Below are 23,995 nucleotides of genomic sequence, written 5' to 3' on the forward strand. Positions count from 1 at the left end.
CAACTCTACATACAGAACTATTTATATGAAATAATTTTTATTTGTAAAAATATTTTAAATTTATCGTAAATAGGTGTATTATTTCTTTATCACTGTCTAAATTTTTATACATACCAGGAGGACACTATGACATTTTCATTTCCAACAATAAAAGAGTTTATAAAAATTTTATCAATTGATCGTACAAGCACCATTCAGCACATGAAACAGGAAGGTAAAAATTTTTATTACCTTCCTTCATCTACTGAAGAATGTAGTTGCGCAGTTATTTATGAAGAGGACTCTTTCACTACGTTAATCGAAGCTTTTTCTAACAATTCGGCAGTTGTAATTGTGAACGAAAATCTAGATCCTATATGCTGTGTAACTGCTCAACAAATGATTCCATTTCTTTATAAGTCTTACAATGATCTGCTAGCTTTTTATAACACTGTCATTCAAACGACTGATTCTTCTGTTACCGTCATTGATGAGAAAGAATGCGTTCGTACGTGGACAGATGGCGCTGAAAAAATCTTTTCAGTCAAACATAACGAAATTATCGGACAACCGATTACACGTTTTTTTGATTATAAAGATTTAGAAATTTTACAATCATTACATGACGGAAAAAGCATAATCGCCCAGTTCCATCAGCCTCGTCCGGATTTGTTCGTATTAATTAATTCAAATCCAGTTTATTGTAACAATGAAATTATAGGAGCAGTCGTTTCTGAAACTGATGTTACAAATCAAGTCGCTTTGAATGAAAAACTATTTAATATGTCGCATGAAATGCACCGATTAGAACAAGAAGTAGCAAAATATAAAGATACATCCGATCCTTTCCTTGCGATGAATGGAAAAAGCCCTGTTATACAACGAACGATTCAATTAGCTAGAAAGGTTTGTTCAGTGAAATCCACGGTTTTAATACTCGGCGAAAGCGGAGTTGGAAAAGAAGTGTTTGCGAAAGCAATTCATGAAGCAAGTGAGACAGCGAATGCCCCGTTTATTTCAATTAACTGCGGTGCAATTCCTGAAGCGTTATTTGAAAGTGAATTATTTGGTTACGAACGTGGAGCCTTTTCTGGTGCAAATAGTAAAGGGAAGAAAGGGAAAATAGAGCTCGCGCAAGGCGGTACTTTATTCCTTGATGAGATTGGAGAAATGCCTCTCGATATGCAAGTGAAACTTTTGCGTGTACTGCAAGAACGAAAGTATTACCGAGTTGGTGGAGAAAAAGAAATTAATATCGATTTCCGCATTATCGCTGCTACAAATCGTGATTTACAAGAAGAAATGAGAAAAGGAACTTTCCGGGAAGATTTATACTATCGCTTAAATGTAGTTAGCTTGCACATTCCGCCACTGCGCGAAAGACGAGAGGATATTATCGAATTAACCTACTCCTTCTTAAACGATTTTTCAATAAACTATAACAGGCCTATTCGTGACTTACCTTCAAGCATTATGCATGAACTGCTTCATTACAATTGGCCCGGTAATATTCGCGAGCTCCGCAACGTAGTTGAAAGACTCGTCGTATTTGCGACAGACGGCATTATAAAACAAGAATATTTACTGTTTCATACAAATGATACTTTAGAGAACAAAACATCTCATTCCCTATTACTCAGCAATAATAATATGATTCTTTCTTTACAAGAAGAAATGGATGAGCACGAGAAAAAGGTAATTGAAAGAGCTTTACGCATTTTAGATGGTAATAAATTAGAATGTGCGAAACAACTCGGGGTAACGAGGGCCACTTTATATAACCGCTTAAAAAGGCTTGGGTTACAATAACCCCTTCTCCTCCTCTATGTTGGCATAGTTATTGCATAATAATTTGTGTAAACCGAACTAGAGGAGGAATACATATGACGAATAAAGAGAATTTAATTGTTTGTCGTTGTGAAGAAGTTACATACGGACAACTTCAATCGACAATTGCTGAATATAATTGCTCAGCTCGTGAGTTAAAACTAAGAACACGTGCTGGTATGGGTTTTTGCGGCGGCAGAACATGTAGAATGACGATAGAACGAATGGTAGAAAATGCAAATCCTAACATATCCCAAAATGAAATTCCATTAAAATATCAACCGCCAGTGCGTGCAGTTACTTTTGGAGCAGTAGGTGACAATCAATGAGTAGAATTACACATCACCCTATTTTAGGTAGTTTAAATAGTAGTCAGCGTATCAATTTTCAATTTAATGGTCAACAATATGAAGCATATGAACATGAAACGATAGCGGCCGCTCTACTTGCAAACGGAATAAGAACGTTAAGAGTCCATGAAGATAGCGGGACGCCACGAGGTATTTATTGTAATATCGGGCATTGTTCTGAATGCCGTGTGACTGTAAACAATCAAACAAACGTACGAGCATGCTTAACGGTTGTAGAAAACGATATGGTTGTTGAAAGCGGAAAACAGCATCCAAATATCGTGAGAGAGATGGTGAAAAAGCGATGATCGATGTAATTATTATTGGCGCAGGACCAGCAGGATTATCAGCTTCCATCTCTTGTGCACGTTTTGGACTTAACGTACTTGTTATTGATGAATTTATGAAGCCGGGCGGGAGATTGTTAGGACAGTTGCATCAAGAGCCTACTGGGGAATGGTGGAACGGAATAGAAGAATCCAAACGCCTTCACGAAGAAGCAAAATCCCTTTCAGTCGATATTCGGTGCGGTGTTTCCGTCTATAATTTAGATAAAGATGAAAGTTCTTGGTTCGTGCATACAAATATCGGTACGTTAGAAGCACCGTTCGTACTAATTGCTACTGGGGCTGCTGAGTATTCTATTCCCCTTCCTGGCTGGACACTTCCAGGAGTTATGTCAATTGGAGCAGCTCAAGTTATGACAAATGTTCACCGCGTGCAAGTTGGAAAAAAAGGAATCATAATTGGCGCTAACATTTTGTCTTTCGCCATTTTAAATGAATTACAATTAGCTGGAATTAAAGTAGAACATATTGTACTTCCTGAAAAAAGTGAGTTAAGCCAAAAGGCTGGTGAACCAGAAGAAGTTTTGAACTCTCTTTTAAATGCAGCTCACCTCGCTCCTTCTGCTTTTCTGCGTTTAGGTAGCCGTTTTATGAAATATGATTGGATTCGAAAAGCTGGATTAACCTTCTATCCAAATAGCGGAATGAAAATAAACGGGACGCCGCTTCATCTTCGTAAAGCTGCGCTTGAAATTATCGGAACGGATCAAGTTGAAGGTGTCCGTGTGGCTAATATTGATTCTAAAGGAAATATTATTAATGGATCAGAAAAGATATATGAGGCTGACTTCGTTTGTATTGCCGGAGGTTTATACCCTCTTGCTGAGCTTGCCGCTGTAGCGGGATGCCCTTTCCATTACATTCCGGAATTAGGCGGACATGTTCCACTTCATTCAGAAGAAATGGAAACCCCTCTTCCAGGTTTATTTGTAGCTGGAAATATTACGGGAATTGAAAGCGGAAAAATCGCAATGGCGCAAGGAGCTGTCGCGGGTCTATCTATTGCTAAACATGCAAGTGAGAAACGTGACGTAGTCGACCAACAATTACAACAAGCAATGCAAAACGTTCACTCTGTTCGTCAAAAAGCAGCGATTCAATTTAATCCAATGATTGATGTTGGTAGACGGAAGATGAATGAACTTTGGTATGATTATTCTTCTACATATGCACATACTAAAAAGAGTTGCTGAGATTACTCTCAACAGCTCTTTTCACTACTCATCTGAGTTATTAAATTTCGCTAATGCGTAAATACCTTCTTCATCATCTAATTCAAGTTGCAATCTTGCTGCAAATGAATTGACGTTGTATTCTCGATCAAGTAGTAAGCGTAGTGCTTCGATTAAGTTCGCTTGAATTAATATTTGCTGGCGACCATTTACCTCTACTTCTGCAGAGAAACCGTAGTCATCATCATACATTAGTTCAACTGAAACTTCTTCTGGACCAACTTGTCTTTTTTCAGCGATATATATACAAAGCGCATTTATAAGCTCTTGTTCAGAAATTTTTATTGTTTCCATGCTACTTCATCTGCCTTTTTCTTACGTTGATCCTTGAAGTATTTAAATGCACGAACTGCTAACATTACAATACCAGCCATTACTAACATATTTACCATAAACGCTAATACAGAACCAAGAGCTCCCATATTTGCAAATAAGCTACCCATTAGTAAACCACCAAGACCACCTAGTAATAAACCTTTCATAAAGCCACCTTTATTACTTTTTGGTGCTGTGTTTGTTGCTTTTGTTTTTGAATCTGTTGTCGTTTTTTGTGAATTTACATTAGAATCTTTTTTGTTTAAATCAACTTTTGAATTTTGACCAGAACTTGGTGTATATGATTTTTTACCAGATTTGTAACTTTTCGCTTCCGCGTGATTTACGAACATAAAGCTACTAGCCCCAAAGATAACCATGAATGCTGTCATTACTGCTACAAGTTTTTTCAACATATTATATCCATTCTCCTTTTATATAGATATATGTGAAATCTACCTTTCTTTTAAAACAAGAATGATAGATTTATTTTAAAACCTTTTTAAAGGTTCTTATGAACTCATTATATGAACTTTTGTCGAAATATGCAAGTATTATTTACTATCGACAATAATTCCATAACAAAGGAAAAATTAAGAAAAACGGAATTGACTTTAAATGAAACAAAACATATTATAAGTTCATAAGAACTTTTTATAATTTTGGAGGTGAAAAGATGGAAACATTTCATCTCACACGAAACGAAATGGCAACGCTCCTTCTATCACTTAGAGGATGGAATCCGAAAAAGCCTCTTAGCATTTTACAAGAAGCTTGGGCAAAGTCACATAAAAAAGATATTGAAAGCGGACAAAGCGTTACAGCTTTTATTACAACCGCACTTTCACCTATTTTTGAAAAATTAATTAAAATCGATGATACGGATGTCGGTTTTTCTTTAAATGAAATAGTTGCGCTTGGTAATCAGATTGAAAACACAAGTTTCTCTGTAACTGCTATGCAAAACTGGGTGAAACGAGATATAAAAGAAATGATTGGCTCCCCTCAAAAAGGGAAGAAATACTCAATCGAACAAGCAGCCTTACTATTCATCGTCGAAGATTTAAAAACAGCACTTGATTTTGAATCTATTCGTAAACTATTACGACTCATCGTAAATGACCCGGCCGATCGAAGTGATGATTTAATTAACCCTGTTCATTTATATGTAGCTTATTCTTCTTTATTTGAAGAACTGAATCAAGGGAACTGCTTACAACTAAATGCAACAGATACCATTCATACGATCGAAAATATTGTAAAAGAAAAAGCTGATAAAATTGCAAGCAAGTTTGATCAAATTAATAACGAACAACGCGAAGCAATTCGTAACGCTATTATTATTGCTACCCTATCTGTACATACCGCATATGTACAAATGCTAGCGAAACGTTATGTTTCAGCAACATTGTTTTTACAAAATTTAGATGTGAAACCGTAAAAAGAGGAGCCATAGTTTAGGCTCCTCTTTTTGTATTTATAAAAGATAGTATATGAAATATCGATGTTGCAACTAGGAATAGCAAACCCTCCTCCCTATTTTTACCACATAGAAAATGAGGATTTTTTAATACTCCTTTCATTATCTCTTCATGAAAACTCAATTTATTTCCTTTATTATAAATACGAGAGATAAAAAGTATTGAAATAGCAATCCCCTATGTAAATAAGGTATAATTTACACATAGTGAACCTTTTATGTTGTTAAACAAAAGGTTCACTATATTCAAAAATCCATGAACTAGAAGGTGCAACAATGTTAAGTAGTTTTATTCATTCAGTATTAACATTTTTTGAAGGATTAGGTTATTGGGGCATAATGCTTGGACTTATGATTGAAATTATCCCAAGTGAGATCGTCCTAGCTTATGCTGGATACTTAGTATTCAATGGTAGTATCTCATTTGTAGGTGCAGTTATATTCGGTACAATTGGCGGTGTTATTGCCCAAATCTTTGTTTACTGGATTGGTCGATATGGTGGTCGCCCTGTATTAGAACGTTACGGTAAGTATATTTTCATACATAAAAAACAAATGGATGCTGCTGAAGATTGGTTTAATCGTTACGGAACTGGCGTAATTTTCACAGCGCGCTTCATTCCGGTAGCGCGTCATGCGATTTCAATTCCTGCTGGTATCACAAAAATGCCATTACTACGTTTCACTACGTTAACAGCACTTGCGATAATCCCTTGGTCTATCATTTTCATTTATCTAGGTGAAAAACTAGGTGAAAACTGGGAGAATATTAATGAAATTGCTGGACCGTATGTGAAATCGTTCGCTGTCGGTGGCGTCGTACTTATTCTTTTATATTTCGTAATAAAAAAGTGGACAAAAAAACGTAAACAGCTTGCTTAAGATTATAATAAAACCGCTATAAATTCATTTAGAATTATAGCGGTTTTTTATTATAGGCTTGTTTATATATTATAAATTGCATTATTTCTTCTTTATGTTTTAAATCATGTTGAATGAGTGATGAAAAATAATCGTTTAATCTCACTCTTTTCGTGCCGAATTGGTAGTCATCTTTAAAATTCCGGGCGGAAATTTGGTTAATTTGATCAACTAACTGTTTACGAGTAAAGCTAAATTGATCTATTAGTTCTTCTTTTGAAATACCAGACCTTGCATATTTTATTGCACCCTTATTCATTTCCTCAACATCTGTTGGAACGTTAGGTACAGATTGTCCACTTATAAAATATGGAATTCTATACTTCATTAAAAACTCATCCCAAACGATAAAATGTGAAATTACATCCGCAATTGCCCATGAACCTTTTTTAAATGGTGGAAACCATATATCCTCCGATATTCCATTCAATGTTTGGCACCATTCTATTAGACTTATCTTTTCTTCCAGAATCCTTTCTTTCTCCATAATGCACTCCTCTTCCACACTAATAATTCATTCATATTAATGATTTCTAGACATTTCATTAAAACCCTCCAGTTTAAGATTTACTTGGATAAGTTACAATTCATTTGTAACTTCGTATAGTAACTCAAAAGGAGTGATTCCCCTATGCATTGGCATCAAAAAGTACCATACTTAATCGGACGCCCTATTGGCATTTCCTTCATGAATGGACAAGGAACTTCCGGCGTTTTATGCGGTGTACAAAATAATCAATTATTTGTTTACGAATACCTTTACCAAGCTCAATTTGCAATGAAACATTATGATTTTAGACAAATTCAAGATATACACGCCTTTCCAAATTGCCCGCACCAAAATCCTTTATATTAAAAAACAGGAACGGCTTTATCGCCATTCCTGTTTCCATTGTTTATACATTATTTTTCAGAGTAAAACTTCTGCACTGCTTCATCAAAATAGATCCAGCCTTTCCAGCCTAAATGAATTGTATCTTTTAAGAAATACTTATCATATTCATGGCTAGAAAAATCAACTACTGGGTATCCTGCTTTTTCGACTTGATCGCGAACCTTGTTATAATACACATCACGGCGTTCTTTTGGGAAACCAGCGTAATCATACCACGGTCCGTTTACAGGCACAGAAATAAAGAGTGGTTTTACATTTTTTTCTTTGAAAAGATCTAAAACAATTTGTAAGTCATCATATTCTGGTGAATCATCATACGATTCATTTGCTCTAAAGTTTTTTAAACCTTTTAATTTTTTCTTTAAATTATGTTTATAGTAATATGGATTTTCAATTCCGAATGTATTTGTTGTGGATCCTACTTTACCTTCTTGTTCCGCATGTTTACGTGCATCTTCCCAAGAAAGTGAACGTAATCCCATATTTGTTTTCTCTTTCATCGGTTCGATTTTAAATAGAGAGTTAAATAGATCTCTATGATCTAAAATATTCCGGTACATGTATGCTAACGGTTTAGCTAGTCCAGCCTTTATGTTATGTTTTGTATCGTTATACACAATACTTTCTAGTGAGCTACTTAATATCGCATCCTTACGAACTACTTTATAATCTAGTAAACGTTTCGCAATTTTCTTCTTCATATCAGGATTTATTTCATCATTAAAAATAAAATGATATGCTTGTTGTTTAGAAAAATTATTTAAAAAATCCCCTTGTGATACACCAGTTTTTGTAAACCATTGTGGTGAAAGAACAAACACTACCTTTTTACCTTCTAATTCATCCATTGTTGACGTCATATTTAATATATGAGCCAAACTTTGCGTACCGCCAGTCCCGATTAAAAATGGTGTAAAGCCAGCTGGATTTACTTTAAAATAGTTAGACGGATGATATGCATCCATTCGTAAAAACTCTGATGAACCATACATCGGTAAGTACTGCGAATTCTCTAACATTTTCTGTTGCAAGAAAATACTTTGTAATTTCTCTTTTTGCAAGGAAGTTGCCGCATCTTCAACTTTCTTATCGCTAATAAGTGATACTAAACTTTTAGATGGGATAAGCAGAACAATGAAAAAGAGTAGACACGCTATAATAATTGGACCAAAAGCATGCTTCATCTTCATCGTTTATTCCTCTTTCTATTACGAATAAATTGTAACCCTTGTTTATGACACGTCATCATTTCTCTCCTTTTTCTCTATACATGTTCCATTCTATTTATCTATTATATACATGTATGTATTTCCTCCCTTGCTCTATTAAGTCCTATACAAATAGCGCAAGAAAATGTTTCCAAAGAAACACGTTAATTATACAAGATTCTACATATATTTCACACTGGAAATTTAGTAATAATTTTATTTTTAAACAGTGAAAAAATATATAAAATGTCTATAATTCATTGGAAGCTATAAGAAAAAACAGACTATCACATACGTGAAGTCTGTTTTTCCTCTTTCTTTACTTTTGTATGTCTGCCCATTTCAAGCTTGTTGCTGGGCCAAATTGATGTACGTATAAATCTTTCACGTATGGTTTTTGTAAGTAAGATAATCCGCGCTGGAATACTGGTGCGATTACTGCATCATCAAGGAGCATTTTTTCCGCATCTTGCAATGCCTTCCAACGAGCTTTTTCATCATTACCTAATTCTGTTTTAATCTTTTTAATTAACGCATCATATTCTGGATTTGCATATCCTGTATTATTGACAGTACTTCCCGAAAGGAATACTTCTAAGTAAGTCATTGGATCTGGATAATCAGGTAACCAGCGTGATAACGACATTTCATATTCTTTTTTCTTCTCTAGCGCTAGTTTTTGAGTATGGGGTTGTAATTTCACATTTACTTTTAGCCCTGGTAAGTTTTTCTCAAGCTCTTCTTTAATATACTCTCCTACTTTTTTAAAGTTTTCTAAGTCATAGTTTAAGAATTCTAACGTTACTTCATTTGTTCCCGTCTCTTGCTTTGCTTTTTCCCAATATTCCTTCGCCTGTTTTACGTTCGTCTTATTAAACTCTCCAGCCGTATCTCTAAAATCTTTCTTATCTGGGCCCTTTAAAAATCCTTTCGGAACGTAGTAGTTCGCAGCTACCGATCCATCATTTAAAAATGAAGTCGCAAGTCCCTTCTTATCAAAAACTGTGCTAAGTGCAAGACGTGCGTTTTTATTTTTAAGAATCGGTACATTTTCATTGAAACGGAAGAAATACATAACCGGATCTGTATATTGTTTCAGTTCTTTATTATTTTTATATTTATCTACGAATTCTGTAGAAATGACAGCTCTATCAACTTTATCTGTTTCATATAAATTTACCGCCGTTGAAATTTCTTTAACAACTTGATAGTTTACTTCATCTAACTTCACTTCTTTTTTATCCCAATATTTATCGTTTTTCTTCATTGTAAAACTTGCTTCGTGCTTCCACTCCGACAACGTAAATGGCCCATTATACACCGCTTTATTTGCCTCTAAACCGTATTTATCACCTTGCTCTTTCGCAAACTTTTCATTAATTGGATAGAACGACGGTAAAATAAGTAGTTTTGTAAAATACGGTACTGGATGTTCTAATTCCACAACAAACGTTTTATCATCTTTTGCTTTCACACCTAATTCTTCTAATCCTAATTGTTTCTTATTTATCTTTTCCGCATTTTTCACATCGTACGCAATATATGCATATTGAGAGGCAGTATCTGGATTAATAAGTTGCTTCCAAGCATATACGTAATCATGAGCTGTTACTGGATCGCCGTTAGACCATTTCGCATCACGTAAGTGGAATGTATAAGTCTTTCCGTCTTTACTCACTTCATATTTCTGTGCCCCAGCCTGGATCACTTCATCATTTTTCGATAAACGGAATAACCCTTCCATTACGTTATTCAAAACGTTAAACGATACGGCGTCTGTTACTTTCCCTGAATTTAATGATGGAATTTCACCCGTTTCTAGTAGCTGTAATACTTTCTTCTCATCTTTCGGCTTTGTAGTTGTTTTTTCTTTTGCACAGCCAACTAAAAATGAAGAAACTAATAGAGTACTAACTAATGAATAGCGAACTACCTTTTTCATTTCAAAACCCCCTCTATTTTTTAAGGTAAGTAACGACGAGAACCAGCGTATTCTTCTATATATCCTGGTGTATTTAGCGGTATAATTTCTACCGATCTTTCAGCTTTTGGAGAGTGAATCATATTTCCATCACCAATATACATTCCAACGTGATGAACACTACCTTTTCCTTGATTATGTGCAAAGAATATTAAATCGCCCTTTTGTAGGTTTTCTTTATCAACCGCAATTCCTGCTTTTGATTGTGGCCCAGAATCCCTCGGTATGGTAATGCCATGTGATTTATAAATCGTATGTGTAAATCCAGAGCAATCAAAACCAAATCCACTTGTACCAGCCCATATATACGGTAAGCCTAAAAACATCTTGCCGGTGTTTATTAAATCATCAGCTGTTGGCATAGAAATATCATTTTGAGAACGGTGAACCGTTCCATCATTTTTCCGTAGCCACGCCTTCTGACCATTTGGCAACAATACGCGGTATGAGATCGTATCTTCACTTAATAGCGGTAAACGCGTATTATAGCTGACTTCAAGCGATTTATGTTTTTCAGAAGGGTTAATATATACAATTGCTGTCGGTTTCGTTACTAATACAAAAGGTTCGTTTGTTTTATCTGCAAATTCCTGATTATACGTTAATTGTTTTTCGGGCATCCACCCCGGGTAACCTACTTCGTTTCGTGGTGTTGGCTGACCATGGACTAACACTTTCACCCAGTCACCTTTCTTATCAACAACCGTTACCTCTTGACCGAGTAGCGCTTGCGTTTCTAATTTATTTGCACTCGTTAACCAAAGCTTCTCATCAAGTGTCATTGATTTCGTCCACTTCCACAAATCAACTGGATTTGTTGCACTCGGTGCATCGATTGGCCGAAGCGAATCTGGTGCGGTCCATAACGTCGCAGCTGCCACATCAATAAATGCTTTCTTATCTTTTTTCTCTTCGGCATTTGCCGATGTGAAAGATGAAAAAATGAATAATGTCGTTAATAATGCAGTCCCCACTTTTTTCATAATATATCCCCCTTAAAAGATAGTTTACTAGGTACTCCTTCTAAGATTGTATATTCACTACAGAATGCAGGTTTACCTTTGGGCCAGTGTAAGTCATTCCTTCTGGCTCTTCTACTAACCATAACGGTGCATCAAGATCAAAGTAATGAATGTTCGGATGAGCCGCAGCTAAATGTGCAACAGCACTAACTGAAAGTGAAGATTCCATCATACTTCCAACCATACATTTCACACCTGCTGCTTCTGCTATATCTGCAATACGCCAGGCTTCTCGAATACCACCGCATTTCATTAACTTAATATTAAGTAGGTCTGCATATCCTCCTTGGACAATCTTTAATGCGTCGCTTGCCGAAAACATACTTTCATCTGCCATAATAGGCGTTTGTACATTGTCCTTCACGTACTTTAATCCTTCCCAATCTTTCGCATGAACTGGTTGTTCTACAAATTCTATATTTAAATTTCTATTCTCCATTTCTCTAATAATAGAAACAGCCTCTTTTGGTTTCCATCCTTGATTTGCATCTAAACGTAACGTCGTATTCTTTGGCACTACATTTCGAATTGCCTCTATGCGTTCCAAATCTAAATGTGCCTCTTTACCCACCTTAATTTTTAATGTTTGGAATCCCTTTTCAATATGCTTTTCTGCTTCTTTTGCCATTAATAAAGGTTCATCCACACTTACTGTAATATCAGTATAAATCTCTTTCTTTCCACCTAGTAATGCGTATAACGGTATGTTGTGAAATTGACAATACACATCGTATAAAGCCATATCTACCGCCGCTTTTGCACTTGTATTTCCTATACAACTCATTTGAATGTGTAACAATAACGTTTGAAATTGCAGTACATCTTTTTCAACTAATACAGAACGAATTGGTCCTAATATTGCTTCCTCCATCCCGTTGGCAAAATCACCTGTAATAACCGGCGTTGCTGCAGCAGCTCCTCTTCCAACAATTCCTTCATCTGTATGAATAAACACATCTATACTTTCGATTTCCGTTACAGTACGAAGCGCTGTTTTAAACGGTGTATGAAGCTTTACATGTCGGCGGTTTACCTTCACATCGGTAATTTTCATTTTGTTCATCCTTTCGTTGTTTATAGAGTGATACTTTAATACACGGGAGACTTTATTCTGCCCGTTAATGCGAAACAAAAAAATCCAGCCATAAGAAGATTCTTACGGCTGGATTTTGTCTATGAATGGGTAGACAAAGCAGCAATCTGATTATATTTTTTCTGTGCATCCTTTAGCGCTACAAGTAGCGCCTTTTGAGACGAACCGAAGTATCGATTTTTTATTTCTGTTACTAATGCTGGGTCATTAATATTTTTATGTAGAAACAAATATTTAACAAATTGAGATGTTAATGCAATTGTCGCTGAGCAATCTGCATCTACAATTTCCCCTGTATCCTTCTCAAGTACAAATGCTACAAAATAACTTTTGAACTTTTCGGTAATGGGATTATTTTGAGGTGCTTTCGCATCTCCTACGACGTAAATTGTATTTGAAGCGTACACAGCTATCTTCCTTTCTTATACGAGGATAACGGTTTTCTTAACAGACGTATAAGCTGTTAACTCAACGTTGATCAAAAATGTATCCGCTTACCTTATATTATATACAATTGACAGAATTTTAACAATATTTACTTTGACATATATTCCATAATTATGGAAATCTCTTAAAATAATTAAAAATGGCTCAAACTTCTCATTTTTACAATATGTCATTGCTCCTTGTACCATGACATTCACACTACAAACACCTTTTTCCTCATACATCAAAAAACAGTTAGCTATCGCTAACTGTTCCACCACTTCACTTTGGCAATACGAATATTGTTTCGTTTGACTTAGAAAATTGATACTCTTTTCTCGCAAACTTTAATATTTCTTCTTCATTATCCGTTAAATTCTCGATGTTAGTCTTTAAAGAACCTTGATCTTTCTTTAAAGAAACTAATTGTTTCTTTTGGTTCGTTATTGTATTTTGTTTGCCATTAATTACTTCTTGTTGTTTCGTCAAAATATATTGAACGTAAAAAGTAGTCGCAGCAATAAAAATGAACATGAAAATAAAACGCCTTAACTTCTTCTTATTTATAGTTCGATTGTCGTTAGGCTGTGATAGTTGCTCTGGTATATTAGGAACATTTACTCTTTTGAGTTTCCTCATTTTCAAATCCCCCTAACCCATATTTTTTCACTACCATAGGCACGATCTCTTATTAACTTAAATTCTATTCTTATAAAATAAGCTCCTTCACAAAAAAATCTCACAAATTAACCAATTAGAGATAGCGTTCGACGACATCTCTGTATTTAAAATGAGAATTTTTATTTATGCTGCTATAAAATAGTAGTTTATGTTATTCTTTTTCCTCTATTGTAGAAAACATTTTTACACATATAAATTCTAGTTTTGCATACCGATGTTATAACATGCTTACAAGGAGGAAAAATGATGCACTACCGCACATTGGGTAAAACTGGAATTACCGTTTCTGAAATTGGCTTTGGAGCGTGGGCGATTGGCGGCGATGAATGGGGTCCTGTTAACGACAAACAATCTATAACCGCTATGAAGAAAGCAATTGAATGCGGCGTAAACTTTATTGATACTGCTGATGTATACGGATTAGGACATAGTGAAAGGTTAGTAACTCAAGCGATAAGAGAGCACCGTAATAATATCGTTTTATCAACGAAAGGTGGTTTAATTGGACATCACTATGATCCAAGTGGAGAGCCTGTTTATAATACTGCCGAAAAAGTGATCGCAGTATTTGAAACTAGCTTACTGCGCCTAGAAACAGATTATATTGATGTTTATTTCTGTCACATTTGGTGGGATAAACAAGAAGAAACAGAAGCATTTTTACGCGCATTTGAAATATTAAAACGGGACGGAAAAGTAAGAGCTGTTGGTGTTTCAACTCACGACCTACAATATATAAAACACTTCAATAAAAACGATGAAATTGATGTTGTGCAACTTGATTACAACATATTAAACCGAAAACCAGAAAACGACATACTGCCCTACCTACAAGAGAACAATTTAGGAGCTGTTATACGCGGCCCTTTAAAAATGGGGATATTAACTGGAAAGTTTACAAATAAAACAACTTTTCCTGATGGAGATTTACGCAAAGAATGGCCAAAAGAAAAGTGGTTTCAAGAAGATTTACAAAAAGTAGAAAAATTAAGGTTACTCTCAAATAAAAATCAGACATTAGGACAACTTGCACTTCGCTACGTCCTCTCCCATCCAGCAGTATCGGTCGCAATTCCTGGCGCAAAAACAGAAACACAAGCGAAAGAAAATGCAGATGCAACTACCCGTCCGATCCTTACAGATGAGGAATTAGCGTATATTCAGTCAATATAAAACAAGACCAGCAGTTGGATTTTTCCAACTGCTGGTCTTGTTTTACTTTTAATATTGTAAATCAATATCATATTCCATTCTCTTCGCTGTTTCTTCAGCAACCCGAGCACCTAACAAATTTTTCACAATATGAAATGACATATTAATTCCGGCTGAAATTCCACCAGACGTAATAATATGCCCCTCATCTACAAACTTTACATTTTCTAATACTTCAATATTCGGAAAATCATTTCTAAAACTTTCAATACTTGCCCAATGTGTTGTCGCTTTGAAGCCATCGAGTAATCCAGCTTTCGCAAGTAAAAGCGCACCGGTACAAACAGAAGTCATTAACTTTACTTCTTTCATTTGCTCGCGGATCCAATTTGTTATTATTTCATTTTTCATTTCGTTTTCTCTAACACCTAACCCACCAGGAATAATTAAAATATCAACTGGAGGCAAGTTTTCGATACTATAGTCCGGTTGTACCTTTAATCCATTTCTCGCTGTAATCATTTCTCCATCTTGACTAACAGTATGAACTGTAAATGGTTGACCTTCACTTGTTGCTGTAACGGAAAAAACTTCAAATGGGCCCGCAAAATCTAACACTTCCACTTCCTTAAAAAGAAAAATCCCTACATTCCAGTGGCTAATCAAAAGCTCACTTCCTCTTGCAAATGATGTAATAGGGATTCATGCCCTTTTTCTAAAGCAATATCATATGCGGTTTTCCCATCATTTTTCTTAATCATTTTATTAGCACCATTTTCAAGAAGTAATATAATGATTTCTTCATCTCCTAATAACGCTGCTTCATGAAGTCCTGTCCAGCCACCACTTTGCACAGCATTCACATCTGATCCCTTTTCAATTAAGAAAGCTACAAGCTCGCTTTGCTTATTCGCAATTGCTGCTTGAAGAGGTGTATTTTCATTTTCGTTTTTTGCTCTAATATGTATTTCTGCTCCCTGTTCTAAAAAGAAACTTGCAATTTCTTTCTGTCCAAAATAAGCAGCTAAGTGAAGCGGTGTCCATCCATCTTCACTAAATGAGTTAACAACACTTGGATCCGTATTAATGATTTCTACTACCTTTTCTTTTTCCCCGCTTATGACTGCTTGTAATATTGATATGATTTGTTCCATAATGAACCTCCATGTATACAAATATTAAATACCCCTTAATAAATTCCATTAATAATCACATGTTCCTTTCTAAATAATTGAGTTTACATAATAATATTATTTTTATAATTCGTTATCCTAATAAAAAAAACAGCCCACTCTTAAGTAGATTGTTTTTGAATTTCATTTTTATAATTGTTTTAAAAAATTATCATTTTCACTTGCAACTAATTAACATTAATAAAAATGAAATGAAATTATATATTTAGCAGCCATGAACTCTTTACATATCGAAACCGGCTATTTACTTAAATCAATAGTCTTTTATCATTTGAAAACCAAAATGAATTTTATCCTTACATTTGAAAAATCCATATGTAGCAAGCGTCTATAACGGTACTCTTATCATACTAATCTATAACAATTCTGCCTTCTTCCCTTACCTGTATCCTTTAAAACATAAGACTTTAAAACGAGTGCTGTTAGTGAATCTGTTAATGTTTTATATGATAAATTTGAAAGGGCTAATAGATCGTTCGTATATAACATTCTATGCTTCTCTAATAATAATAGTACTAATCGTTCTGACGGTTTTAATGTTTCATCACTTTCTAGTATAAAATCTATATTTTTCATATTCCCTACTTCTTACTCCTTATATAAAAAAATGATTTTAGTAGTTATTTAATATAAAAATACTACATAACAAATTTGAAGATATATAGAAATAACATAACGCCCAAACACTTTTATACTATAACATAAAAAAGACATTTCCCCAAATTGAAAATGCCTTTTTATATCTACTTCTCTTTTTTATATAATTGATATGATTGTTCTAGCCCTTTATTATATTTCGTATTATTATCTGTCCATTCTCCCCCTAAATTTCCTGGCCACCCTGATGTATTAGCAACATATTTAAGCAACTCCCAATCCTGCAGTCCTTTTTTCACACCACGCTCATACGATTTGACCATACTTGAAATTGCTATCGTTGTATTTATACGTGAATCCACTAAACTCTCTTCCGATAATTGTGCTGGTGCTAATCCACCACGATGTAATTGGAATAATCCGAAAGATGTTCCGTTATCTCCTATTGCTTTTCGGTTAAATTTTGTTTCATGATCCGCAATTGATAATGGTATCCAATCTGGAATATCATACCTCTTTGCAACTTCACTAATTACTTGTTTATTATTTTTAATCTCTTTATGCTTTTCATAGTTGGTATGAATTACATAACTTAAGGTAAATAACGTAAGTAATATAAATATATATTGTAACGCTTTTTTCATCATTTCATCTCCTGATTTGTGTATGTTTCACTTTCTATATACACTATAAGACTTTTATGTGACATTCATTTGACAAAATGATATTAATTATACATAAGCTGTTACAGTTTTAACTATCAATCTAAAAACTACAATTCTTCTAAAAGACTCCTTCAACACATAAAAACAATCAGCCTTTCATGTATAGTACATGAAAGGCTGATTGTTTTTCACTACACTTTTTTATGTATACAGTATATCCCTGCTATAATAAAACAAATTGAAATTACCGATAAAATTGCACCCTGGATTTCATAAAATGCAGTAAAGAATTTTCCGCTTGGTCTATCCCAAATTTCTAATGAACCCGCGTAAATTGCGGAAGTTATATATGTAAGACCGAATAGGAGAACTCCCGAAAGAACATAGGTTACTCCACTATTTTTCATTATTAGCTCACCTCCATTAATTCTATTTGTGAATAAAACAAAAAAGACCTTTATACATTAAAGATCTTTTTCATCTTATTTTTGTTACAAAAAACGCCAGAATCTAAAACAAAAACTTACTTTAGGATAAAACATTTCTATATACAAATTAAATACTACAAGCATCTTCTCGATTAACATTTTTCACATTAAATATCTCTTGCAATATGCGGTTTACTATAATGGCTTGTTCCACCACCGCCTACTATTACTTTACCGCCTTTTTCAAAGATTAATAATTTTCTTGAACCATCAGAAAGTAAAACTACTACTTCCGCATTGTCACTTGTAGCCGTATATATTACATATCCACTTTTCGAAATACAAGTTGCCCAATTTTCATCAAATTCTGATCTTAATACTCGATTAGAATACACTTGATTTTCAATTCTTCCCGGCTGTTCATTTTCCAAATTTTTCTTAACTCCTTCCAAAGTTGTCATTTATATATAAATGACGGTTTCTCAATAAATTAGTGACCGTCCTTAATATAAATAGTATATGTAGTTAGTAGGAGAATGCTTGGACAATGAAAACGTAACAGCATTTAAGTATTTTACAATCGGAATTTTTCCTTAATCATTACAGCTACTTCTTTAGCACTCAAATGAGTATTATTAATTTTTATGTACTCTTCTTTTTCGATTTCACCATGAAGAGAGTTTAATCTATGCTTTTTCATCGTTTCTTTTAAATTTTTTTCGGACCATTCAATATCTCTTTTTTTTGGTTTATGCTCTAATCTATGGGGACTTTTATTACGCTCTAATCTTTCACCAATTTCTGCTTCAAGTTCTACAAAATATACTGCTGCACCTTTTGATTCAAAAATGCTTACTACATGATTTATATAATCCCAATCAGATTGAAGGTCAAATGCCCATACATATGTAAAAATCATTCCGTATAAATCACTTTTAGACACTTCTTCAAATATTTCATTACGAAACAAACTTACTAATCTTTTTGCTTCCTTTGTACTGTAATCAAAAAATGGACTTACTAAATCAATGGTCATGTGATTATGAAAAATTTTCAAATCTGTTAGTTTCGCTAATTCTTGTCCAACTGTCATTTTCCCGACTGCTTGTGGGCCAAATATTAAGATGAATTTCATTTGTTTTCCTCCGATCTTTCTCTATAAACAATTAAATAAAACATATCCTAAAATTGAAAATAAGGCAGTCGATGTTGTGTCGATTGCCTTATTTTCATGAATAGTTCCTATATTATTCTTTTCGTACAGCTTCAAAAGTAATAATTTGGTCTGCATTTGACGGTTGCTTTTCATAAACATAGTCAGCAGAGCAAGTAATGTCAGTGAAACCTATACTTTCTAAAAGGAGTTTAAACTCTTCTATTCCATACCACCGCATTGCAAAACGTTGTAGTTCAGTTTGTACTAACTTTCCTTTACTCCATTTTTCATATTTTAAATATGATACAGTTACTTGGTTAAGCCAATCTATTTCAATTGATTTATTTTCTAATGTAATCCCGTCTCCGCTTGGTAAGGAAAAAGTCGATGTATGAATCTCACCTGTCTTCCAATCATACGGAAGTCCAAGGTCTACAATTAAACGCCCACCTGGATTAAGATGTTCATAAAAACATTTCAAAGCGTTTATAGAATCATCACGATTTTCAATTAAACAAAAGGAGCCAGTAGGAATTATTATCGCTTCATATTTATGTGGCAGTGAAAATTGTTGTAAGCTGTCTTGATATAAATTAGGATTTAAACTTCTTTCTTTACAATGCTTTCGGCAAGAATCTAGCATTTCAGGTGAATAATCTATCCCATCAACTTTAAAACCAGCTTCAAGAAATGGAATAATGACACGCCCCGATCCTACCGCTGCTTCAAGAATTGTTCCTTTACAACTTTTTAAACGTTCTTGATAATATTCAATATCACCATTCAAAGAGTAACCGACAGGTTTTGTGTAATCATAAAGTTCCGTACAAAGCGTACTATAAAAACTAAACATTTATTTTCTCCTCCGTTTTATACGTACGGAAGATTTCAATTCAATTAATCTTCCTGTACCTTTAATTTTAATGAAAATTCGAAAGAGCTGACTGTCATAATATATCACTCACTTTCTATATAATATATTTACATTGTATAATATTTCCTAGCGATTGAACATATAAAACTTGAAAATTCTGATTATAAATAAAGAGCTTACTATAGTAAGCTCTTCATCAAAAACCCTTTATTTCACAATCGGCAATGTTAATTCACTCAATTTCACCGTTAACTTTGTCCCTGCTTTCGGTCTAATTGTATAATCGTAGTCACTTGCGATTAATACCACTCCAATTTGATGCCCTGCTTTAAATACATAATCATCTGGCTGCATGTCCCATGTAAATGTGTAATCTTTACTAGGTTGAATCGCTGTTGAATTCTCTATACTATTTAAGTTTTGCGGATCCATCCAACCTCTCGTTACGATTTCAGGCTTCGCTCCGCCGTAATCAACGAGTAAAGCTGTTAAATTTGAAACAGATCGATCAATATTTCCTGTTATTGAAATCTTAGGCGTACCACTTATTCGCATATCTTTTTGCAGTACAGGCATTGTATATACTAATCGATTCGCTACTTCTAACTCAGGGTTTTCTACTAGTTGATTTGACTTTATTTTAGCATCATCTACTAATGAGAAAACATTGTTTACTGATCCCATACTTAATGGCAAATTGATTGCTTTATTACTTAAATACATACGGACTTTTGATGGTACAGCCGCTGGATCTGGCCAATTTTTTATTTTTTGCCACGATTTATTTTCACGTTGGACATCTACCATCGGTTCAGCCATAATTCCATTTTCAATTCCATATAACCAATAATCGAACCATTTATTTTGCGTTTGTTGCCAGTTATTACTTGATGTTCCGCCGTGTCCACCTTGATGTAACCACATTTTACGAGGAACATTGTTGTCGCCAAGAGCTTCCCACCACTGTGAAAACTGCTTCGTTTTTACATTCCAATCATTTAGCCCATGAACTACAAATACACTTGCTTTCACATTTTTTACATCTTTTACATAGTTACGTTTATCCCAAAAGTCGTTATAATCGCCTGTTTTACGATCTTGTCCAGCTGTTAATTCTTTAATGACCTGTCCGCAAACTTCAGGATTCTTTCTTGTTAGTACTGCTTCAGCCATATTATCTGTATCTTCTCCTTGATAACCTCCTGGCGCAATTACTGCTCCATTTGCACGATAATAATCATACCAACTACTAATCGCTGCGATTGGAATAATTGTTTTTAACCCTTCAACTCCAGTCGTTGCGACAGCATTCGGTAACGTACCATTATAAGAAACTCCTGTCATTCCTACATTTCCCGAAGACCAATTTGCATTTACTTCCTTACCATCCTCTGTATATGCTTTTGCCCGACCATTCACCCAATCAATGACAGACTTCGTCCCAAGTATTTCTTGCTCATCTCCAGTTGTCGGACATCCATCTGATTTTCCAGTTCCGATACTTTCGCCTAAAATGACTGCATATCCTCTCGGAACATAATAATTACCATACGATCCAAGATTAACTGCCCCATACGGTTTTCCTTCATACGCATACAATTCTTCATCAACATTATAAACAGGAACATCTTTTAAACCAGATCGATATGGACTCATTTCATAAATAACAGGAACTTTTACATTTGATTCTGTCTTTGGACGCATAACTTTAATTGATACTCGATCTTTCTTACCATCTCTATCACTATCGACTTCTGTCTCTACAAATAAATTTTCAATAATTGCCTCATCAAGAGAATAGATTGGTTTCGTCATCCCATTTTCCAATTGAATTTTTGTGTTTGGAGTTAAAGCTTCTGAAACTTGACCATTTAACTTAACATCACTCCCTTTTACAGAGCTCCCTTCCTTATTTTCTGCATGTGCAGTCATACTAGAAACTCCTGAAGTAATTGTTAAAGATACTATAGCTGAAAGTGTTATTGCTAATTTCTTTTTCCTCATGCCCTTCCCTCCCCATATATTCCTTCTCTTACTATACATCAAAAATACAGAAAATTCAGTTTATATTTTATAGAAAGTTGAGAAATTTGTAAAACATTCGAATCTTTCAAGATAATAGAAAAGGAACTAATAACAATTAGTTCCTATCTATATACATATAAAATTGTATTTCCCCATCTACTACCGAAACCCCGTATTCAAATCCATGCCTTTCTAAAATACTTTTTACTATCGCTAGTCCTAATCCAGTACCTGATTTTTCTTTACTACGTGAAGATTCTAATACGTAAAAAGGCTCCCAAATTTTATCTATCTCTTTAATTCCCTCAGCAGCAATACCATTTTGAATTTGAAAATACACAACGTCATTTTTCTCTTCTAATGTGATTTTTATATTTTGATTCGTTGTATATTTTATCGCATTAGAAATTAAATTTTGAAAGACCATTCTCATTTTATTTAAATCAGCATAAACAATTGTATCACCAACATTATAGTTTACTTGCAACTTGATTTCTTTCGAATCCAGTTCAATTTTATGCTTATCTATTATACTTTGGACTAGTGGTTCAATAGGGAATTCTTCTTTTTGTAAAATATCTCTTTCTAGTTTAGAAAATCGCAATAACTCTTCAATTAAATTTGAAATTTGATCTGTTTGTTTAATGATTGTATCAACATATGTGCCATCATCTAAACCATCTTTTATTCCCATAGAATATGCTTTTACTAATGCGATTGGTGTTTTTAATTCATGAGTTACATCGCCCATAAATCGTTTTAAGTGGTCATTTCGATCTGTTAAATCTTGATGTGCTTCATGTAATTTATCACTCATGATGTTAATACTATTTGCTAAATCACCTATTTCATCATTCGTTTTAACTTTCGTCCGTTTAAATTTCAGACGTGAAATATCTTCTGCGACATCACTTAATTCTTTCAGTGGAGTAGTGATTGTTTTTGAAAGAATCCAAACGAGCACGATAATAAGAAAAATCGAAAATCCTAAAATGTATAAATAAAATGAATTAAGTGTTTTTATCACTTCATTTGAATTTGCGATAGAAACCCCTACTAAAATTAACTTATCTTCTTTCGCAATGTACTTTACAAAAAAACTAGATTTGATCTTCTCTTGATCATAAATTTTATTTGATTGACCGACGTTCTTCACTTTCATTATTTCTTCTTTTGTAATCCAAAGTTTGTTTAGTGCCACTCTCTTTTTTGTAAGTTGCATGCGTAACTCTTCATTAATAGCATCTTCTGAATTATTTATTGATGTATATGCAATCGTAACATTACCTTCATTTTCAATTCGATTTATAGCATCATCAAGTTCTTCACGCGGTATCGACTGTATTTGCGCTGTAATGCCTTCTAGGCTTTCACGTGTTTTGTGCACATTATATTTTGGTAAAAAATAGTTGATTAATAATAAAGAGATGGCAAAAATAAGGATGACTGTTAAAGAGATACTGAAAAATAACTTTTTACCGAGCTTATTCACACTCTTCCTCCAAACTATATCCTAAACCACGATGTGTCTTTATAATGTTTTCTCCTATTTTTTTACGTAATCTTCTTACATGTGTATCAACCGTTCGCTCTTCCCCAAAATAATCAAATCCCCAGACGATATCTAACAACTTTTTCCGCGTTAAAATCGTGCCTTTATGATTTAAAAAGCACTTTATTAATTGTAATTCTGTCTTTGTAATGTCTAATTCTTTCGCATTTTTATATACTTTATTTTTGGTGAAATCTATTTTTAAATCTTGAACTTGAATAACATCTTCATGCTGCACAAGCTTTTTCGCTCGGGTTATTAGCACTCCTGGATGAAATGGTTTTTTTACATACTCATCTGCCCCGCTTTGAAGAGCTACTAATTCATCTTCACTTTCACTTTTCGCAGTAAGCATTAATACTTTCACACTTGAATTCTTTTTTATTTCCTGACAGACAGTAATACCACTATTTTTCGGCATCATCCAATCTAAAATAGCTAAGTCAATTTTCTCATCATAAAATATTTGAAGTGCTTCCTCTCCATCCTTCGCTAATAAAACTTCGAAGCCTTCTTTTTCAAAATATGCTTTTAAAATTTTCAGCATATCTTGTTCATCATCTGCGATTAATACTTTCATTACATTTCCTCCATTA

At 34.1% G+C, this 23,995-nt stretch carries 28 protein-coding genes and 1 pseudogene; 8 read left to right on the top strand and 21 right to left on the bottom strand.

Annotated elements, in window-relative coordinates:
• Positions 1–126: 126 nt before the first annotated feature.
• The 4 genes from NSQ47_RS08345 (at position 127) to NSQ47_RS08360 (ending at position 3,696) form a co-directional block, all read left to right on the top strand.
• Positions 127–1,788 carry a sigma-54 interaction domain-containing protein gene (locus NSQ47_RS08345; protein WP_341036615.1) on the top strand — a complete coding sequence of 554 codons (1,662 nt, stop codon included), beginning with the start codon at positions 127–129 and terminating at the stop codon, positions 1,786–1,788.
• A 74-nt stretch (positions 1,789–1,862) separates the two neighbouring features.
• On the top strand, positions 1,863–2,135 hold the full coding sequence (locus NSQ47_RS08350; RefSeq protein WP_002012972.1) for a (2Fe-2S)-binding protein: 273 nt from the start codon (positions 1,863–1,865) through the stop codon (positions 2,133–2,135).
• Positions 2,132–2,464: a 2Fe-2S iron-sulfur cluster-binding protein gene (locus tag NSQ47_RS08355; RefSeq protein ID WP_199673674.1), complete on the top strand. Its 333-nt coding sequence runs from the start codon at positions 2,132–2,134 to the stop codon at positions 2,462–2,464. Before NSQ47_RS08350 ends, NSQ47_RS08355 begins: the two co-directional genes overlap by 4 nt.
• Positions 2,461–3,696, top strand: coding sequence for an NAD(P)/FAD-dependent oxidoreductase (locus tag NSQ47_RS08360; RefSeq protein WP_215597780.1), 1,236 nt, complete (start codon positions 2,461–2,463; stop codon positions 3,694–3,696). The genes NSQ47_RS08355 and NSQ47_RS08360 overlap by 4 nt, the downstream gene beginning before the upstream one ends.
• A 24-nt stretch (positions 3,697–3,720) precedes the next feature.
• On the opposite strand, the gene NSQ47_RS08365 is transcribed toward NSQ47_RS08360, so the two are convergent.
• Positions 3,721–4,029 (bottom strand): YxcD family protein, encoded by a 309-nt coding sequence (locus NSQ47_RS08365; RefSeq protein ID WP_002110338.1) that lies wholly within the window; start codon positions 4,027–4,029, stop codon positions 3,721–3,723.
• Positions 4,017–4,466 (bottom strand): hypothetical protein, encoded by a 450-nt coding sequence (locus NSQ47_RS08370; protein WP_002012966.1) that lies wholly within the window; start codon positions 4,464–4,466, stop codon positions 4,017–4,019. Before NSQ47_RS08370 ends, NSQ47_RS08365 begins: the two co-directional genes overlap by 13 nt.
• Positions 4,467–4,726: 260 nt before the next feature.
• On the opposite strand from NSQ47_RS08370, the gene NSQ47_RS08375 reads away from it, so the two are divergent.
• Positions 4,727–5,491 (top strand): DUF1836 domain-containing protein, encoded by a 765-nt coding sequence (locus NSQ47_RS08375; RefSeq protein ID WP_002110340.1) that lies wholly within the window; start codon positions 4,727–4,729, stop codon positions 5,489–5,491.
• A gap of 315 nt (positions 5,492–5,806) precedes the next feature.
• A complete protein-coding gene (locus NSQ47_RS08380) occupies positions 5,807–6,412 on the top strand; it encodes a DedA family protein (RefSeq protein WP_002110341.1) in 606 nt (201 codons plus the stop codon).
• A 24-nt stretch (positions 6,413–6,436) separates the two neighbouring features.
• Here NSQ47_RS08380 and NSQ47_RS08385 read toward each other — a convergent pair.
• A pseudogene (locus NSQ47_RS08385) lies at positions 6,437–6,938 on the bottom strand (DinB family protein).
• Positions 6,939–7,082: 144 nt separating this feature from the next.
• Here NSQ47_RS08385 and NSQ47_RS08390 point away from each other — a divergent pair.
• Positions 7,083–7,307 (top strand): hypothetical protein, encoded by a 225-nt coding sequence (locus tag NSQ47_RS08390; RefSeq protein WP_002110344.1) that lies wholly within the window; start codon positions 7,083–7,085, stop codon positions 7,305–7,307.
• A gap of 47 nt (positions 7,308–7,354) precedes the next feature.
• On the opposite strand, the gene dltD is transcribed toward NSQ47_RS08390, so the two are convergent.
• The 7 genes from dltD to NSQ47_RS08425 form a co-directional block, all read right to left on the bottom strand.
• Positions 7,355–8,536 (bottom strand): D-alanyl-lipoteichoic acid biosynthesis protein DltD, encoded by a 1,182-nt coding sequence (gene dltD / locus NSQ47_RS08395; RefSeq protein ID WP_215578745.1) that lies wholly within the window; start codon positions 8,534–8,536, stop codon positions 7,355–7,357.
• Between the two features lie 337 nt (positions 8,537–8,873).
• Entirely contained in the window at positions 8,874–10,496 is a 1,623-nt protein-coding gene (locus NSQ47_RS08400) for a peptide ABC transporter substrate-binding protein (protein ID WP_341036618.1), read from the bottom strand.
• A 20-nt stretch (positions 10,497–10,516) separates the two neighbouring features.
• Entirely contained in the window at positions 10,517–11,518 is a 1,002-nt protein-coding gene (locus NSQ47_RS08405; protein ID WP_341036620.1) for a C40 family peptidase, read from the bottom strand.
• A gap of 40 nt (positions 11,519–11,558) precedes the next feature.
• Positions 11,559–12,620, bottom strand: coding sequence for a dipeptide epimerase (locus tag NSQ47_RS08410; protein ID WP_341036621.1), 1,062 nt, complete (start codon positions 12,618–12,620; stop codon positions 11,559–11,561).
• A 110-nt stretch (positions 12,621–12,730) separates the two neighbouring features.
• Positions 12,731–13,057 carry a DUF3870 domain-containing protein gene (locus NSQ47_RS08415; RefSeq protein ID WP_002012954.1) on the bottom strand — a complete coding sequence of 109 codons (327 nt, stop codon included), beginning with the start codon at positions 13,055–13,057 and terminating at the stop codon, positions 12,731–12,733.
• Positions 13,058–13,144: 87 nt separating this feature from the next.
• A complete protein-coding gene (locus tag NSQ47_RS08420) occupies positions 13,145–13,420 on the bottom strand; it encodes a hypothetical protein (RefSeq protein ID WP_341036622.1) in 276 nt (91 codons plus the stop codon).
• On the bottom strand, positions 13,359–13,715 hold the full coding sequence (locus tag NSQ47_RS08425; RefSeq protein ID WP_002161475.1) for an FtsB family cell division protein: 357 nt from the start codon (positions 13,713–13,715) through the stop codon (positions 13,359–13,361). Before NSQ47_RS08425 ends, NSQ47_RS08420 begins: the two co-directional genes overlap by 62 nt.
• Before the next feature lie 288 nt (positions 13,716–14,003).
• Here NSQ47_RS08425 and NSQ47_RS08430 point away from each other — a divergent pair, with 288 nt between their 5' ends.
• The gene (locus tag NSQ47_RS08430; protein ID WP_088078724.1) at positions 14,004–14,930 is read left to right on the top strand and encodes an aldo/keto reductase; all 927 of its coding nucleotides are present in this window, start codon (positions 14,004–14,006) and stop codon (positions 14,928–14,930) included.
• A gap of 48 nt (positions 14,931–14,978) precedes the next feature.
• Here NSQ47_RS08430 and NSQ47_RS08435 read toward each other — a convergent pair whose 3' ends face one another.
• From NSQ47_RS08435 to NSQ47_RS08485, 11 genes are all read right to left on the bottom strand, one after another.
• Positions 14,979–15,575, bottom strand: coding sequence for a DJ-1/PfpI family protein (locus tag NSQ47_RS08435; RefSeq protein ID WP_016105111.1), 597 nt, complete (start codon positions 15,573–15,575; stop codon positions 14,979–14,981).
• On the bottom strand, positions 15,572–16,063 hold the full coding sequence (locus NSQ47_RS08440; RefSeq protein WP_002161472.1) for an ankyrin repeat domain-containing protein: 492 nt from the start codon (positions 16,061–16,063) through the stop codon (positions 15,572–15,574). The genes NSQ47_RS08435 and NSQ47_RS08440 overlap by 4 nt, the downstream gene beginning before the upstream one ends.
• A 384-nt stretch (positions 16,064–16,447) precedes the next feature.
• Entirely contained in the window at positions 16,448–16,678 is a 231-nt protein-coding gene (locus NSQ47_RS08445) for a hypothetical protein (protein WP_000789035.1), read from the bottom strand.
• Positions 16,679–16,845: 167 nt separating this feature from the next.
• A complete protein-coding gene (locus tag NSQ47_RS08450; RefSeq protein WP_002110354.1) occupies positions 16,846–17,346 on the bottom strand; it encodes a hypothetical protein in 501 nt (166 codons plus the stop codon).
• Between the two features lie 209 nt (positions 17,347–17,555).
• On the bottom strand, positions 17,556–17,771 hold the full coding sequence (locus tag NSQ47_RS08455) for a hypothetical protein (RefSeq protein WP_002110356.1): 216 nt from the start codon (positions 17,769–17,771) through the stop codon (positions 17,556–17,558).
• A gap of 188 nt (positions 17,772–17,959) precedes the next feature.
• On the bottom strand, positions 17,960–18,223 hold the full coding sequence (locus NSQ47_RS08460) for a hypothetical protein (RefSeq protein ID WP_002110358.1): 264 nt from the start codon (positions 18,221–18,223) through the stop codon (positions 17,960–17,962).
• 143 nt (positions 18,224–18,366) lie between these two features.
• Positions 18,367–18,927 carry an AAA family ATPase gene (locus tag NSQ47_RS08465; protein WP_341036624.1) on the bottom strand — a complete coding sequence of 187 codons (561 nt, stop codon included), beginning with the start codon at positions 18,925–18,927 and terminating at the stop codon, positions 18,367–18,369.
• 112 nt (positions 18,928–19,039) lie between these two features.
• Positions 19,040–19,801 carry a class I SAM-dependent methyltransferase gene (locus NSQ47_RS08470; RefSeq protein WP_341036625.1) on the bottom strand — a complete coding sequence of 254 codons (762 nt, stop codon included), beginning with the start codon at positions 19,799–19,801 and terminating at the stop codon, positions 19,040–19,042.
• Between the two features lie 228 nt (positions 19,802–20,029).
• The gene (locus tag NSQ47_RS08475; protein ID WP_341036626.1) at positions 20,030–21,826 is read right to left on the bottom strand and encodes a Xaa-Pro dipeptidyl-peptidase; all 1,797 of its coding nucleotides are present in this window, start codon (positions 21,824–21,826) and stop codon (positions 20,030–20,032) included.
• 136 nt (positions 21,827–21,962) lie between these two features.
• The gene (locus tag NSQ47_RS08480) at positions 21,963–23,339 is read right to left on the bottom strand and encodes a sensor histidine kinase (RefSeq protein WP_283747130.1); all 1,377 of its coding nucleotides are present in this window, start codon (positions 23,337–23,339) and stop codon (positions 21,963–21,965) included.
• A complete protein-coding gene (locus NSQ47_RS08485) occupies positions 23,332–23,979 on the bottom strand; it encodes a response regulator transcription factor (protein WP_002110372.1) in 648 nt (215 codons plus the stop codon). The genes NSQ47_RS08480 and NSQ47_RS08485 overlap by 8 nt, the downstream gene beginning before the upstream one ends.
• Between the last annotated feature and the right edge of the window lie 16 nt (positions 23,980–23,995).

Origin of the sequence: Bacillus sp. FSL R10-2780, from assembly GCF_038006125.1 — a bacterium.
Classification (GTDB): domain Bacteria; phylum Bacillota; class Bacilli; order Bacillales; family Bacillaceae_G; genus Bacillus_A; species Bacillus_A cereus_U.

Coding starts and splice junctions, on each gene's coding strand:
- NSQ47_RS08345 (WP_341036615.1), top strand. CDS start 127: ATGACATTTTCATTTCCAACAATAAAAGAGTTTATAAAAATTTTATCA.
- NSQ47_RS08350 (WP_002012972.1), top strand. CDS start 1,863: ATGACGAATAAAGAGAATTTAATTGTTTGTCGTTGTGAAGAAGTTACA.
- NSQ47_RS08355 (WP_199673674.1), top strand. CDS start 2,132: ATGAGTAGAATTACACATCACCCTATTTTAGGTAGTTTAAATAGTAGT.
- NSQ47_RS08360 (WP_215597780.1), top strand. CDS start 2,461: ATGATCGATGTAATTATTATTGGCGCAGGACCAGCAGGATTATCAGCT.
- NSQ47_RS08365 (WP_002110338.1), bottom strand. CDS start 4,029: ATGGAAACAATAAAAATTTCTGAACAAGAGCTTATAAATGCGCTTTGT.
- NSQ47_RS08370 (WP_002012966.1), bottom strand. CDS start 4,466: ATGTTGAAAAAACTTGTAGCAGTAATGACAGCATTCATGGTTATCTTT.
- NSQ47_RS08375 (WP_002110340.1), top strand. CDS start 4,727: ATGGAAACATTTCATCTCACACGAAACGAAATGGCAACGCTCCTTCTA.
- NSQ47_RS08380 (WP_002110341.1), top strand. CDS start 5,807: ATGTTAAGTAGTTTTATTCATTCAGTATTAACATTTTTTGAAGGATTA.
- NSQ47_RS08390 (WP_002110344.1), top strand. CDS start 7,083: ATGCATTGGCATCAAAAAGTACCATACTTAATCGGACGCCCTATTGGC.
- dltD (WP_215578745.1), bottom strand. CDS start 8,536: ATGAAGATGAAGCATGCTTTTGGTCCAATTATTATAGCGTGTCTACTC.
- NSQ47_RS08400 (WP_341036618.1), bottom strand. CDS start 10,496: ATGAAAAAGGTAGTTCGCTATTCATTAGTTAGTACTCTATTAGTTTCT.
- NSQ47_RS08405 (WP_341036620.1), bottom strand. CDS start 11,518: ATGAAAAAAGTGGGGACTGCATTATTAACGACATTATTCATTTTTTCA.
- NSQ47_RS08410 (WP_341036621.1), bottom strand. CDS start 12,620: ATGAACAAAATGAAAATTACCGATGTGAAGGTAAACCGCCGACATGTA.
- NSQ47_RS08425 (WP_002161475.1), bottom strand. CDS start 13,715: ATGAGGAAACTCAAAAGAGTAAATGTTCCTAATATACCAGAGCAACTA.
- NSQ47_RS08430 (WP_088078724.1), top strand. CDS start 14,004: ATGCACTACCGCACATTGGGTAAAACTGGAATTACCGTTTCTGAAATT.
- NSQ47_RS08440 (WP_002161472.1), bottom strand. CDS start 16,063: ATGGAACAAATCATATCAATATTACAAGCAGTCATAAGCGGGGAAAAA.
- NSQ47_RS08445 (WP_000789035.1), bottom strand. CDS start 16,678: ATGAAAAATATAGATTTTATACTAGAAAGTGATGAAACATTAAAACCG.
- NSQ47_RS08450 (WP_002110354.1), bottom strand. CDS start 17,346: ATGATGAAAAAAGCGTTACAATATATATTTATATTACTTACGTTATTT.
- NSQ47_RS08455 (WP_002110356.1), bottom strand. CDS start 17,771: ATGAAAAATAGTGGAGTAACCTATGTTCTTTCGGGAGTTCTCCTATTC.
- NSQ47_RS08465 (WP_341036624.1), bottom strand. CDS start 18,927: ATGAAATTCATCTTAATATTTGGCCCACAAGCAGTCGGGAAAATGACA.
- NSQ47_RS08470 (WP_341036625.1), bottom strand. CDS start 19,801: ATGTTTAGTTTTTATAGTACGCTTTGTACGGAACTTTATGATTACACA.
- NSQ47_RS08475 (WP_341036626.1), bottom strand. CDS start 21,826: ATGAGGAAAAAGAAATTAGCAATAACACTTTCAGCTATAGTATCTTTA.
- NSQ47_RS08485 (WP_002110372.1), bottom strand. CDS start 23,979: ATGAAAGTATTAATCGCAGATGATGAACAAGATATGCTGAAAATTTTA.